This window comes from Pseudomonas sp. MT92 (assembly GCF_058792515.1).
This window is the reverse complement of record NZ_JBXAFA010000021.1, coordinates 20,911-34,601: the sequence shown is the minus strand read 5'-3', so window position 1 is coordinate 34,601 and position 13,691 is coordinate 20,911. Positions and strand designations below refer to the sequence as shown.

The 13,691-nt window shown below is 58.8% G+C and carries 15 protein-coding genes and 1 pseudogene; all 16 read left to right on the top strand.

Features of this window, described 5'->3' with window-relative positions; all coding sequences use genetic code 11:
* The first annotated feature begins 198 nt into the window (after window positions 1-198).
* The 16 genes and pseudogenes from AC1Q6D_RS29630 to AC1Q6D_RS29555 all read left to right on the top strand — a co-directional run bounded on the left by AC1Q6D_RS29630 (window position 199) and on the right by AC1Q6D_RS29555 (window position 13,684).
* Window positions 199-2,173 (top strand): annotated as a pseudogene (locus AC1Q6D_RS29630) (DNA topoisomerase III).
* 896 nt (window positions 2,174-3,069) lie between these two features.
* Window positions 3,070-3,651, top strand: a complete 582-nt coding sequence (locus AC1Q6D_RS29625) for an STY4534 family ICE replication protein (RefSeq protein ID WP_103406473.1) — start codon at window positions 3,070-3,072, stop codon at window positions 3,649-3,651.
* A gap of 71 nt (window positions 3,652-3,722) precedes the next feature.
* Entirely contained in the window at window positions 3,723-3,980 is a 258-nt protein-coding gene (locus tag AC1Q6D_RS29620; RefSeq protein ID WP_103406474.1) for a hypothetical protein, read from the top strand.
* A gap of 99 nt (window positions 3,981-4,079) precedes the next feature.
* Window positions 4,080-4,574 (top strand): RadC family protein, encoded by a 495-nt coding sequence (radC, locus tag AC1Q6D_RS29615; RefSeq protein WP_103406475.1) that lies wholly within the window; start codon window positions 4,080-4,082, stop codon window positions 4,572-4,574.
* 53 nt (window positions 4,575-4,627) lie between these two features.
* The gene (locus AC1Q6D_RS29610) at window positions 4,628-5,374 is read left to right on the top strand and encodes a DUF5983 family protein (RefSeq protein ID WP_103406476.1); all 747 of its coding nucleotides are present in this window, start codon (window positions 4,628-4,630) and stop codon (window positions 5,372-5,374) included.
* 106 nt (window positions 5,375-5,480) lie between these two features.
* Window positions 5,481-6,023 carry a PFGI-1 class ICE element type IV pilus protein PilL2 gene (gene pilL2 / locus AC1Q6D_RS29605; protein WP_103406477.1) on the top strand — a complete coding sequence of 181 codons (543 nt, stop codon included), beginning with the start codon at window positions 5,481-5,483 and terminating at the stop codon, window positions 6,021-6,023.
* Window positions 6,020-6,691: a chemotaxis protein gene (locus AC1Q6D_RS29600; protein WP_103406478.1), complete on the top strand. Its 672-nt coding sequence runs from the start codon at window positions 6,020-6,022 to the stop codon at window positions 6,689-6,691. Before pilL2 ends, AC1Q6D_RS29600 begins: the two co-directional genes overlap by 4 nt.
* A gap of 9 nt (window positions 6,692-6,700) precedes the next feature.
* Complete coding sequence (locus tag AC1Q6D_RS29595; RefSeq protein ID WP_103406479.1) at window positions 6,701-7,420, top strand: TIGR03759 family integrating conjugative element protein; 720 nt, start codon at window positions 6,701-6,703, stop codon at window positions 7,418-7,420.
* Window positions 7,402-7,950, top strand: a complete 549-nt coding sequence (locus tag AC1Q6D_RS29590) for a lysozyme family protein (RefSeq protein ID WP_103406480.1) — start codon at window positions 7,402-7,404, stop codon at window positions 7,948-7,950. Before AC1Q6D_RS29595 ends, AC1Q6D_RS29590 begins: the two co-directional genes overlap by 19 nt.
* Window positions 7,947-8,462, top strand: a complete 516-nt coding sequence (locus tag AC1Q6D_RS29585) for an integrating conjugative element protein (protein ID WP_103406481.1) — start codon at window positions 7,947-7,949, stop codon at window positions 8,460-8,462. The genes AC1Q6D_RS29590 and AC1Q6D_RS29585 overlap by 4 nt, the downstream gene beginning before the upstream one ends.
* Before the next feature lie 9 nt (window positions 8,463-8,471).
* Window positions 8,472-10,631 (top strand): type IV conjugative transfer system coupling protein TraD, encoded by a 2,160-nt coding sequence (gene traD, locus AC1Q6D_RS29580; RefSeq protein ID WP_103406482.1) that lies wholly within the window; start codon window positions 8,472-8,474, stop codon window positions 10,629-10,631.
* Window positions 10,632-10,671: 40 nt separating this feature from the next.
* Window positions 10,672-11,400: a TIGR03747 family integrating conjugative element membrane protein gene (locus AC1Q6D_RS29575; protein WP_103406483.1), complete on the top strand. Its 729-nt coding sequence runs from the start codon at window positions 10,672-10,674 to the stop codon at window positions 11,398-11,400.
* Between the two features lie 138 nt (window positions 11,401-11,538).
* Complete coding sequence (locus tag AC1Q6D_RS29570; protein WP_103406484.1) at window positions 11,539-12,519, top strand: integrase domain-containing protein; 981 nt, start codon at window positions 11,539-11,541, stop codon at window positions 12,517-12,519.
* Between the two features lie 207 nt (window positions 12,520-12,726).
* Window positions 12,727-13,059 (top strand): integrative conjugative element protein, RAQPRD family, encoded by a 333-nt coding sequence (locus AC1Q6D_RS29565; protein ID WP_103406485.1) that lies wholly within the window; start codon window positions 12,727-12,729, stop codon window positions 13,057-13,059.
* On the top strand, window positions 13,056-13,295 hold the full coding sequence (locus AC1Q6D_RS29560; protein WP_103406486.1) for a TIGR03758 family integrating conjugative element protein: 240 nt from the start codon (window positions 13,056-13,058) through the stop codon (window positions 13,293-13,295). Before AC1Q6D_RS29565 ends, AC1Q6D_RS29560 begins: the two co-directional genes overlap by 4 nt.
* 17 nt (window positions 13,296-13,312) lie before the next feature.
* Window positions 13,313-13,684 (top strand): TIGR03745 family integrating conjugative element membrane protein, encoded by a 372-nt coding sequence (locus AC1Q6D_RS29555; protein WP_046509162.1) that lies wholly within the window; start codon window positions 13,313-13,315, stop codon window positions 13,682-13,684.
* The last annotated feature ends 7 nt before the right edge of the window (window positions 13,685-13,691 follow it).

Sequence of the window (13,691 nt, the reverse complement as noted above, 5' to 3'; positions counted from 1 at the left end):
TTTGCGCGAAATTGCAGGACGGTCATTACTCGCTGCTCGTGAAGATCCACACCACCGTCCAGCCGCAACGCGCTAGCAGCCTTGGCCCATTCAAACCGACCGTCACCGACTAATATGAGGAACCTGCCATTCAGGTTTCTCATTCTCAGCACTGCTACTTCCAACCACGCTGCTCCGAACTCAATCCGGAGCAGTTCTATGCGCCTCTTCCTCTGCGAGAAACCTTCCCAGGGTCGGGATATCGCCAAGGTACTCGGAGCCACCCGGCGCGGTGATGGTTGCCTGATCGGCACCGACTCAACCGTCACATGGTGTATCGGCCATCTGCTGGAGACAGCCCCACCCGAAGCTTATGGCATTCAGTACAAGAGTTGGTCGTTGGATCATCTACCGATCATTCCCACGCAGTGGCAGGTCGAGGTCAAACCCAAGACTGCGGCACAGTTCAACGTCATCAAGCGGCTGCTCGGTGAAGCCACCGCCGTCGTCATCGCCACCGATGCCGATCGCGAAGGTGAGATGATTGCCCGCGAACTGCTGGAGCTCTGCAAGTATCGAGGTCCCGTCCAGCGCCTCTGGTTGTCCGCACTCAACGAGGTGTCGATTCGTAAAGCATTGTCTTCGCTGAAATCTGGTCGAGAGACCTTTCCGCTCTATCACTCAGCCCTGGCCCGTAGCCGTGCCGACTGGCTGATGGGTATGAACCTCAGTCGATTGTTTACCCTACTCGGTCGGCGGGCGGGTTACGACGGTGTGCTGTCAGTTGGACGCGTCCAGACACCGACCCTACGCTTGGTGGTCGATCGGGATCGTGCGATTGCCAGCTTCGTGTCGGTGCCCTACTGGGAAGTGGATGTGCACCTGTCCTCAATGGGGCAACCATTCATCGCGTCGTGGTTACCACCCAGCTCAGGACGAGATGAGGCCGGTCATTGCCTGCAACAGGCGCTCGCCAGTCAGACAACCCAAGCGATCTCTAGCGGCAAGCCCGCCATAGTACTCTCGCTGCAGACGGAGCATTTCCGTGAAGCGCCACCCCTGCCCTTCGACCTGAGCACCCTGCAAGAAGTCTGCTCGCGCAAATTAGGGCTGGGGGTTCAGGAAACCCTGAATATCGCCCAAGCCCTGTATGAAACCCACAAAGCCACCACCTACCCACGCAGCGATTGCCGCTATTTGCCAGCGAGTATGTTCGACGAGGTACCCACGGTATTCGATGCCCTGCTCAAAACCGATCCCGCGCTACAACCCGTATTTGAAAAACTCGATCGATCATTACGTTCCCGCGCCTGGAACGATGCCAAGGTCACCGCGCACCACGGCATTATCCCCACCACCGAACCGGCAAACCTTGCACGGATGTCCGAACAAGAACGCAATGTCTACGAACTGATCCGTAGCTACTACCTGGCACAATTTCTTCCGCCGCATGAAATTGATCGGACCCAGGTCGAACTGGAATGCGGCGCAGAGCGATTGATCGCGGTTGGGAAACAGATCCTGGTCCAGGGTTGGAAAGGCTTGCTCTACGACAACACCGAGGAGGATGAGCCCAGTCAAAAGTCCCAAGTATTACCCGTCTTGCAACACGGTACGCAGTGCGCAGTGCGCAGTGGACGACGTCGAACTCAAGTCCATGCGCACTGCCGCTCCCAAACCACTGACCGAGGGCGATCTGATCAAGGCGATGAAAAACGTGGCCAAACTGGTCAACGACCCACGCCTGAAACAAAAACTTCGGGACACTACCGGTATCGGCACCGAAGCCACGCGAGCCGGCATCATCAAGGGCTTGATTGATCGTGGTTATTTGTCAAAGAAAAAGCGTGCGTTAATGGCTACGGCGGCGGCCCATACTCTGATTGAAGCGGTACCCGGAGCAATCGCCGATCCGGGCATGACCGCGATTTGGGAACAGGCCCTGGACGAAATCGAAGCGGGACGTCTGACCCTGGAGGTGTTTGTCGCCAAGCAGGCAAACTGGATTGCACAATTGGTCGAACACTGCGGAGCGCTCACCTTGGCAGTACCGGTCGAAGCCGGTCCGCTTTGCCCCACTTGCAACGCCCCAATGTTCAGGCGTAAGGGTAAATCAGGGCCGTTCTGGTCATGCTCCCACTATCCGGATTGCAAGGGCACTATGCCGATCAGTAAAGATACGCGTCGCTCATGATGTTCCATGGGACGATCATCATGAGAACGGTGCGTTCTCTGCCTTGACGTCGTCCCACGCTCTCTGCTGTAGTGTTTTAGGTTCACCGCCAACGGCGACCCAAGACCGATTCGCTCCGGGTAGCTCGGTCGGACTCCTTGAGTTCGGAGCCTTCTCTTCTGCGGAATTCATTCCCGTTTTGTGCTTGACCTGATCGTGGTGGCGGATGACCGCTGTTGCCTCTACCAGACAACAGCGGTCATCCGCTTCAGCGATCGTATTCAGTCCCGGAGCCCACCGGGGAAACACTGGGCACCCTTTGTGCGCGGATGCGTGCCAGTAGCTTCCGACCCAGGCCACGACAAGGGTCGGTTGGCGAATCATGGCGCAGTTAAACAAAGTTTTGCGAGGAGCTTGTCTACTGCGTAAGACCGCCAAAGGTGGCTTTCTGTTCCTCGCCTGGCAGCCCGCCAGGCCCACTCTTCACTTTCTTCAGTCCAGCGACTGCCACTGTATTCCGGCCATAAAAAATCGGGTTGCAGCGTCTTGACGCTCCCCTATGACAGGCTTATACAAAGGGCGTGGTTCGCTGTCGTTGACAGCCCAGCCCAGGTAGCCAGAACCTTCGAGGCTACGCCACGTTCGTGGTGGTTTACCCAAGTGCGATCAGCGTTCGGAAGCTCGCGCGGTTACCGCTTCAGCGGTGATGAATGCCTACTACCCCATGCCTGCGGATCACCACCTCAGACGTTTTTCTGCTGCACCGCTATTTCCCCCAGATGCATCGTTCTGATCGTCATCGGCTTGCCGGTGGCGAGTCATTCATCGCTCGACTTCACCTTATCCACCCTGACGGGGGCTCACTTCCCCGTCAGGGCCTGTGCGTCGCCGTTTTCCCTTGAAACAGGAGAACTACCATGGCCCACGCCAACCAATCCCAAGAAGCAACCACTTACTTCAATCTGCACACCACCGGTATCGGTTACCTCAACCGTGTTCGTGAAGTTCAAGTTCGCCGCGGTCAACCCTTCATGGCCTGCGACATCGCCGCCCTGCACGGTGCCACCGATTCGGTTGAGTACACCCGCTTCGATTGCAAAGTCGCGGGGGGCGAAGCTGAACGCTTGATTCGTCTCTATATGGACGCCGTCAACGCCGAGAAAAAGGTCTTGCTGTCGTTCCGTATCGGCGACCTGTGGATCGATCCGTTTCTCTACGAGAAAGGCGATAAACAAGGTCAACCCGGTGCCAGTCTGAAAGGTCGTTTGCTGTTCATCGACTGGATCAAGGTCAACGGCACGTTCGAATACAAAGCGCCCGCCAGGCAGGAAGCAACAGCACCTGCTGAGCAAGCGCCCACCAGTGAGCCATCCCCATCATCGGCTGATGCCGAAGCGGAGGGGACCGACGAACCAACAGAGGCTCAGGTCGAACCTGAATCTCCACCCACTCCCCGCACGGCCCGCCGTGACGCTACCCGTACCGTTCAGTCCGCCTGAACAGTCCACGATGTTCCACATCAAGGCGCTCCCTCGAGCGCCTTTTCTTCAATCCGCACAGGAGAACCGACATGGAATCCTTCTGGCTTTGCGACGACTGCCTGTCCGCTGCGGCTTACGAGGACTACAGCGCGTTATCGCTCTACTACACGACAGAGGAAACCGAGAAACGCATTGCCGATATCCATCGGGGCCTGGTTCGATTAATGCCCATCAGTGCCGACTTCGATCCCGAAGCCGGCTGGGGAATCAAAGCTTTTTCCCCGTTGCCCTGCGACGGCTGTGGTTCAACCCTGCACGGCCAGCGCCATCGATTCACTCGGCTGTAAACAGCGCGCCATCGGCTAACACCCGCCACTCTATATCCACCTGGGGACACCACTCCCCTCGGGCGTGTACCCCTGATTGTTCCCTTCGGAGGTACCACCATGAGCACCCAACTCACACTGATTGAAACCTCGAATGTCGAGGCTGATCGTATCGTCCAAGAAAACCAGATGATCAACGAAGCGTTGCATATTCTGGATCGTCGGCTGTTCACCCGCGGTCCTACCCTGACCTCTCCTGACGCCGTGGCCTCGTACCTAAAACTGCACCTTGTGCAACAGGAACATGAAGTTTTCGGTGTGATGTTTCTCGATGCCCAGCACCGGGTGCTGGCGTTCGAAGTTCTCTTTCACGGCAGCATTGACGGCGCCAGCGTTTACCCTCGACAGGTCATTAAGAGATCCATGGCTCATAACGCGAGCGCTGTCATTTTGGTCCACAACCATCCTTCAGGTTGTACGGAACCCAGCCAGGCGGATCGCCTCTTGACCGCACGGTTGAAGGAGGCCTTGGCCGTGATCGAGGTGCGCGTTTTGGACCACTTCATCGTCGGTGAAGGCCGTCCGCTCTCCCTGGCCGAACATGGCTGGCTGTAATCCTCACAGGCGTCTTCGGGCGCCTTGTTCATTTTCACTCTGGAGAACTCCTCATGAGTCCCGCACACCGAGCCTCAATCTTGCTGACGGCCTCAAACCCATTTGCTCGCGGCTACAACAACCTGAATATCGCACGGCTGCTACTGATCACCTATGAAAACGACTGCCCTCCCTGCTTTCGCCCCGTACACGACACACAGGCACATCTGCCGGACGAAGAGTTGCAACTGTTCCCCTGCCTGTTCAATGACGACTTCGCCTTGATCAGCGATGGCCAATCCATTCCGAAGGACTTGGAGGAACGCTGCCCGTCTAACGGGTTGGTACGCCAAGTGATCTACGCCGTGATGGGCGAAATCTTCAACGAGCGGCATCACGTCGGCGATTTGTACTCCCTGGAAGAAGCTCAAGTCATGGTCCATCGCTTGAGGTTCGAAACGGGACACTACAGTCGAGCCTGGGAGATCAGTACCGCGCACCTTCCCAACGAAGCGATGCTGTGCCTGGACGCGTGGGTCAGTCACTCCGCCCCGTGGCAAACCGGCCTCTTGTTCGAGCTGTTCAACTTGCCGGATTGCTGTGGCATCGGTTGCAAACTGATCGGCACGCCTTGGACTGACGATAACCTGCTGAAGATCGAGGACCGCCCTTACTCATCGCTGAGGCAAGAGCAACTAGACGCCAGCACACCTGAAGCTTTGGTCGACGTACTGTATCTGGCGGCATTGGCGGATGTGCGATTGTTGATTTTCGACCCCGACGCTGCCGTTTTGGATGGGCTCGCCATTTTTGACGAATAGCAACGTGTTCAGCGTTAACACGAACCGCCTTGAATCAACTTTCTCACTGAATCGCTCCTTCACCTCATGTCAGGTTCTGCACTGAATCTGACATGAGGCTTTTTCCATGGAGCGTTTTTTCACGCCTGTCTGCTTGCTGGGTTTGTTGAGCGCCTGCACCGCACCAATCCCCAGCCCATTGCCGACCACTCCAGCGATCGACAGTGGCTCCAATCGGGCCCAGCTCTCGTCGGCCACAACTGTAGGAAGCCATCCGGCAGAGCTTCGTTATGGCCGCTATACGCTGGTCAGCACCGAACCCACCCCGGAGCAACGCGATCTGCTCACGCAAATCATCGACGTGAGCATCCCGTCCAGCTTGAGCCCTTCGGTTCAGGAGGCGTTGCACTACGTGCTGCTGCGCTCGGGTTATTCGCTCTGTCCAGTTTCCCCGTCGGTGGAGGTGCTGTTTACCCGGCCCCTGCCAGCGGCCCATTACCAGCTCGGTCCAATCCCGTTGCGCCGCGCGCTACAAGTGTTGGCTGGCCCCGCTTGGCAACTCACGACCGATAAGGTCAGCCGTTCGGTTTGCTTCGAACAGCAGAAAACTAATGCCAGCGTCACGCCGATCACACCCGTCTTGCCCCATCAATCGGAGGCGCGCCCATGAAAGCCTCGACGTTTCAAACCGTCATCATTGGATTGCTTTGCCTAGTGGTCGCCGGCCTGAGCGGTGGTTTGTACAACCAGTATCAACGCGTGACTGAGCTACAGAGCACGACCACTCAGCAACTAAAAACGTTGGACACCCTGCAACGTGACGCAAGCGCCCTCAAGGACACACAGGAAAAACTGCAGTACGCACTGAAAGACCTGAAACAGATGGTCGATACCGGGGAGCAGCAGGCCAATACCCTCGATCCGATGCTGGATCAATGGGCGCAAGAAATACAGGAACTGCGCGATGGTCTGGCAGCCCGCGCCTCCGCGGCAGACATGACCGCGCTACGTGGACGCGTTGAGCACGTCGAGCAGCAGCTCCTGAATCTAAAGACTCAGCCATCCCCCCCACCACCGACGTCTTCCACGACCAAGCCGAAACAGACGGCTCGCCCCAAGCCCATCCCGCTTTCGCCACCGTTCTCAGTGCTGAGTGTCGAGTCCCGTGGTGGTGAGCGTTTTCTGGCGGTCGCACCTCATGACAGTCGCTCGCTCAAGGATGTCCGGCTGCTGCACAGGGGCGAGCAGCTCGGGGCCTGGCAGCTGAAAGTACTGGAACCGAACGCTGCCATCTTCGCGGTGGCCGCTCAGCCAGACCAGACCGTGCACCTCCCTTGAGCAGCGATCATGAACAGAGCGCCACTCCTCCCCGTCATCTGTCTGGTCTCGCTACTGATCACGAGTGCTGCGATGGGTAACCCCGTCACAACACAATCAGGGATCCAGGACACGCAGTCCGCTCCCCTGCGGCGCTCTGACTCTGAACAGGCTGCGAGCTGGGGGCTGACGGAGCAGGAGTGGACGCGCTTCGAACAGATCCAAGCCGGCCCGCGCGGTTTCTGGAGCCCGGCCCTCGATCCGTTGACCACACTCGGAGTCGAAGCCCAGACCGACCAAGAGCGCCAGCGCTATGCCGAACTACAAGTAGCGCTGGAAGCCAAACGCGCCGAACGCGAGTTGGCCTACCAAAACGCTTACACCGCGGCCTGGGCCAAGCTGTTCCCCGGGCTGCTGCCGATCCAGGGCATGGCATCCCCGGCCCCTACCAGCTCAGCGGCCGCGCCCCACCAAGCCTTGTTTGTCGAGGACCACTGCCCGGCCTGCACCGCCGAAGCGCAGCGTCTGCAAAGCAGTGACACGGCGTTCGATATCTACCTGGTGGGCAGCCAAGGCGAGGATGAACGCGTCCGTCGCTGGGCTCGGCAAGCAGGCATTGATCGGGCAAAAGTCCAACGCCGGCAGATCACCCTGAACCATGACCGTGGTCGCTGGTTCAGCCTGGGTGCCTTGGGGTCATTACCTGCCACATTTCAACAGGTGAATGGACAATGGCAACGCCTCGACTGAGTGGTCTTGCGCTGGTGCTGACGGTGCTCACCGCCCAAGCTGACGAACTTCCGCCTCCGGCCTACCAACTGGCGGCGCATGACGCCAATATCCCTTCTACGGTGCTGTTCGCCATTGCCCTGCAAGAGAGTGGTACTCGCGTCCGTGGTCGACTGCGACCCTGGCCGTGGACCCTGAACATCGCCGGAATCCCCTACCGCTTCGCCAGTCGCCAAGCCGCCTGTCACGCCTTGCTTCAGGCGCTCGCCCGACATGACGCGAAGCGGGTCGACGCCGGACTCGGGCAAACCAACCTGGGTTACCACGGGCAACGTTTTTCCAGCCCCTGCGAAGCCCTGGATCCCTACCGAAATCTCGCCGTGACCGCCGCGCTGTTACAGGAGCATCACGCCGCCACCGGCGATTGGGTCTCAGCAGCCGGACGCTATCACCGCCCGGCAGGCGGCGCGCCGGCTGCGCGTTACCGCGTAGGTTTTTCCCGGCAACTCGCACGACTGTTGGTCTCCTTCAAACAGGGCACACCCCCATGAAACGAATATCCCTTACTGGCTATGTCATCCTGCTCTTAGCACCTTTCGCCCAGCCGGAACTGACCGTTGCGGAGGATCAGCCTAGCGACTTCACCCGACCCCACTTTCAAGTTTCCCGGCCGCCCATAAACAACAGGATCCAGCCTGATCGGGCCATACATGCAGACCTAACCACCTATGCCGATGAAGCGTGGATACCGCCCGTCCGCAGCTCTCTCTTGAGCCCAGGCCAGATCACGTCTCGAGCCCTGAACATGCCGGGCTTACAACCATTTTTCCTGGTCGGTGAGGATAGCCAGTCGCTGGCTTGGTTGCATCAACGCGCGGCTGAATTGCAGAAAATGGGCGCGGCGGGCCTCGCCGTTGAAGTAGCCAATACTGAAGCCCTGGCCCGGATTCGAGCAGCCGCTCCGGGCATCACCATCCTCCCGGTCAATGGCAACGACATCGCCACCCGCCTGCAGATCGAGCACTACCCCGTCTTGATCACTGCCACCTCACTGGAACAGTGAGTCAAGGTCATGGCCGTGCATGTGATGGAGTCCAAGCTCCGGCCAGCGGTGGAGCTGTACACCGTAGCGATCTGCATCGCCGCTGCGGTGTTGTGCGTGTACTCGCCCTGGGCTGTGGCTCTATCACCCGAGATCGGTCTGGTTACAGCGCTGGCCTATAGCCTGTTCGGCCTGATCCGCCTGCGACAAGCCTGGGAGGTGCTGTGCTATCGGCGCAATATCCGCCGGCTGCCCCGCTACGAACTGACCAGCCAAGAGATTCCGGTCAGCCGCAAACGTCTGTTCATGGGTCGCGGCTTTCGCTGGACCCGCCTGCACACCCAGCGCTTGGTCGAGGCCCAGGATCCGGCGGTCGCCCACTATGTCGAGCAACCGACCCGCTACCGTCTGGCCCGTGGACTCGAACGTCGCCTGGAACATGCACCGTTTCCGCTCTCGACGCTGGCTCGTGTCACGGCCTGGGATAACGCCCTCAATCCGTTACGCCCTTTACCTCCAGTCGGTGGCTCGCCACTGTTGCATGGGGTCGAGCCCGACGAAACGGAAGTCAGTTTGCCGCTGGGCGAACGCGTTGGTCACACCCTGGTGCTGGGTACTACCCGTGTCGGCAAGACGCGGCTCGCCGAGGTGTACATCACCCAGGACATTCATCGCATCGAACACGAGGTGGTCATCGTCTTTGATCCGAAGGGCGATGCCGACTTGCTCAAACGCATGTACGTCGAAGCCAAACGCGCCGGTCGGGAGAAAGAGTTCTATGTTTTCCATCTGGGCTGGCCGGCGATCTCCGCCCGCTATAACGCTGTAGGACGTTTCGGCCGTATCTCGGAAGTGGCCTCGCGCATCGCCGGGCAGCTCAGTGGCGAAGGTAACTCGGCGGCCTTCCGTGAGTTCGCCTGGCGCTTCGTCAACATCATCGCCCGCGCACTGATCGAGCTGGGCCGACGTCCGGACTACCTGCAGATCCAGCGACATGTGGTCAACATCGACGCCCTGTTCATCGAATACGCCCAGCGGTTTTTCGCCAAGACCGACCCGAAGGCGTGGGAAGTGATCGTCCAGCTCGAAGGCAAGCTCACCGAGAAGAACATTCCCCGGCATATGATCGGGCGCGAAAAGCGGGTGGTGGCCATCGAGCAGTACCTGGCGGTGAAACGGGTATTTGATCCGGTGTTGGATGGATTACGTTCGGCAGTTCGTTACGACCGCACCTACTTCGACAAAATCGTGGCGTCGCTACTGCCGCTGCTGGAGAAACTCACCACCGGCAAGACCGCCCAGTTACTGGCCCCCAACTACACCGACCTGGATGACCCACGACCGATCTTTGACTGGATGCAGATCATCCGGAAACGCGGCCTCGTCTACGTCGGCCTCGATGCGCTGACTGACGCGGAAGTGGCCGCCGCTGTGGGCAACTCCATGTTCGCCGACCTGGTCTCGGTCGCCGGGCACATCTACAAGCATGGCATCAACCATGGCTTGCCTACCGCAGGCAGCAGCGCCGACAAGCTACCGATCAACCTGCACGCCGATGAGTTCAACGAGTTGATGGGCGATGAATTCATTCCGCTGATCAACAAGGGCGGCGGTGCGGGTATCCAAGTGACGGCGTATACCCAAACCCTCAGCGATATCGAAGCGCGTATCGGCAGCCGAGCCAAAGCCGGCCAGGTCATCGGCAACTTCAACACTCTGCAGATGCTGCGGGTGCGCGAAACCGCCACCGCTGAGCTGCTCACCCAACAGTTGCCCAAGATCAACGTGCTGACCAAGACTCTGGTCTCGGGGGCCACCGACACCTCCGATCCGGAGGCCAATACGGATTTCACCTCCTCCTCCCAAGACCGGGTCAGCAGCACCAGCGTGCCACTGATCGAATCGGCGCACATCGTCAGCTTACCCAAGGGGCAAATGTTCTCCTTCCAAGTGGGCGGGCAGCTCTGGAAAGTCCGCATGCCACTGCCCAAACCATCGCCGGACGATGCCATGCCCAAGGATCTGCAAGAGCTCACTCAGCGGATGCGCGTCAGCTACAACGAACAGGCGGGGCACTGGTGGAATGCAAGTGGCGGCGGTCCGACGCTGGACTTCGATCCAGATCGGGTTACGCCTCCACGCGAGTCTTCAGCGGTGGATGCAAGTGTTCCTGCTCAGGAGGCCCCATGACGCCGTCGGCCCTACAGTGCATCTCGTGGAGTCAAGGAGGATGACTTCAGCTCAGCGCCCTCCACCGCAACCCATCCAGCGCCCAGGGCTGATCGTCTCGGCGATTAGCCTGGTCCTGCGCATTATCGGTTTGTTGATCGCCTCGTTGCTGTTCTCGATTCTAATCGAGTGGGCCGGTCTGCTGCTGTTCTGGGGCGATCAAGGCTGGCGACACAGTCAGGCGATGATGAGCAGCGAACTGGGCTGGCTCAGTGAGCACTTCACATCCTCACTCATTATCCAACAGCCTGGACAGACGATTGTCCAGTGGCTGGATTTCCTCAAGCAGTGGTTACTGGTAAAGACCGGTTTTACGGATTTTGCCCAGCAGGCGCGAATCTCGAGCCAGGGCAAAGACTTTTGGAGCGGGATCAATCAGCTCTACGTGAACATCGAGGACTTTGTGCTGGCAGCGGTGTACGTCAGCTTCACGTTCGTGGTGCGCCTGACCATTCTGGCCTTGGCGATTCCCCTGTTTCTGCTGGCCATGTTCACCGGCTTTATCGACGGCCTGATGCGCCGCGACCTGCGAAAATTTGGAGCAGGGCGCGAAAGCAGCTTTGTCTATCACCGGGCTAAACGAGCGGTCATGCCACTGCTGATCGTGCCCTGGATCCTTTACTTGTCGCTGCCCTTCTCGCTCAACCCCATGGCCGTATTTCTGCCTTGCGCCGTGATGCTCGGGGTGGCCATGGCCATCACAGCGGCGACGTTCAAAAAATATCTCTGAGTGCGACACGAATGTTTATCTGCGGAAGTGTTCATGGGGCCAGCTCATGAGAGGCTCAAGCTCCCGGTCGTAAGGAGCCGCCAGTCCCGCGTTAGTGGACAACCCTCACAGGTGTTTGGCTTCTAGAGGAGAGTGATCATGGCATTGGTTGGTAGACGAGATGGACGCAATTTTGGCTATGGCCGACAACTGAGTTATGCCGGACCGCAAGCATTGCGCGATTTTTTTGGCGGCGGGCATTACGCCACGGTCAAGGCGCACAGTGATCGCTGGCAGGCGTTTGTCCGCTGGTGTCGTTCGGAGGATGGGCCTGGATTTAATGATGCGCGACATATAGATTCGCAGACCTTGCTGGACTACGCAGGGCATCTGCGCCAACAAGTCGAACAAGGCGCTATCGGCATCGCCACCGCGCAAAACCGGTTGTCTAGCGTGAACCGGACTATGGCGGCGCTTCGCGACGATCGTTCTGTGGTGGTGCCGAGTCCGGGTAAGGCGTTGGGAATGCGGCGCACCAGTGTTCGTCGCTCGGTGCCGCAAGGCCAAGACCATGAGCACGTGAAGCGGATCGTCGACGTGCTCTGCGAACACCAAATGCCGCGCGCGGTGGCCATCGTTCAGTTGGCCCGAGCCACCGGCATGCGCTTGCGCGAGGCCATTTTGGCCGACCTACCGCGCCTAAAACATGAGACCGAACACTATGGCAAAATCAACATCCGAGATGGCATCCAAGGTGGCCACTCACGTGCATCGGCGCTTCGTTGGATTACGGTAAATGATCCTATTCGTGACGCGCTGAAATTTGCCGAACAGGCTTCGCCCAACGGTAGCCGCAATCTGCTTGCACCGAACGAAAGCTATGTCGATTTACAACGGCAAATCGTCCGCCCCGCACGAGAGATCCTCCATTCGCACAACCTCAAAGGCTTCCACGAACTTCGGGTCGCCTATGCGTGCGAACGCTATGAGCAGATCACTCATCATCTCGCGCCCATCAACGGTGGCCGTTGTTACCAACTCGACCGACGCCTGGATCAGGATGCCCGAATGCAAATTAGCTACGAGTTGGGGCTCGGCCGTGTCGAACTGTTATCGACTTACATTGGTAGTCGAACATGAGCAAGCCATTCGATATGGAGCTGTTCCTACTAGTCGCGACTTAGTCCGGCATGATCGGACCAGTAGGTACGTGTGAACTGTGCTGGTGGATCTTTGGGAATGGCATGGTCGTTTCCCAGAAAAAGCGATTCATCAGACCTCAGGTTTCTTACGGAATAATTCGCCCTTTGACTTGATTCTGCTCCCAGCTCCATATGGGACAGCATCATGCCGACTTCCGTCTTTCGCTGCTTGCTACTCTCGCTGGCTATCGTTCACGGCAGCAGCTATGCCGCCTCGGCTCATGAGCAGGATCTACTCAGTCTTATCCAGCGGCAACTCGACACCATCGAACGCCTTGCAACGCGAGCTGAGGTAGCCAGTACGGCTGAACCCGGCGATCGCTATCGCTTCGACTATCCCCGCCTGTCTCAGGACATCCAACGTATTCGCCAAGGCATACGGGGCTATCTGTCCCCTTCACGCGCTCAACCCCGCGATCCCGCTGAGCTGGTCGGTGATTACCGTCTCGACACACTGCCTGTGGAGTCGTCGCCATGAGCATGACCGACGCCCAGAGCTCAGCGTTCCAAAACGCCTCCGGCTTCTCGGCACAGAGCAGTTCGACGCTCTGGCTATCCCTGGTTCTGGTCCTGGCGTTGCTTTGGTGTGCGTGGGTGATGTGGACGGCTTACCGGGGTTGGGCGGCCGGCAGTGTGCGCTTTGGAGCCTTCGGCGGCAGTGCCGCGCGCGTCTTGCTTACCTTGCTGGTTTTGATGTTCTTCACCCTGTCCTAACCCAGGAGATCGCCGCCATGCTCAAGTGCTTTGCCCCTCTGAAAAACAACCTGCGTGATCGTGCCAGCCAACGCTTGATCGGTCTGCTGTTGGTGCTTGGTCCAAGCCTGGCTTTTGCCGAACTTCCCACCATGGAGGCCCCTTCGCGCGGCGAAGGATCTGGCTTGATCGAGACGATCAAAAACTACGCCTACGACGGAGGCATCCTGCTCGGCCTGCTGATCGCCCTGCTCGCATTTCTCGGAGTGGCCTGGCATTCGCTGACGGTGTATGCCGACGTGCAGAACCAGCGCAAGACCTGGAAGGACTTGGGTGCCGTCGTCGGTATAGGAGCCCTGTTGGTGGTGATCATCATCTGGTTCCTGACCAAGGCCGCTGCGATTCTGTGAGGACGCC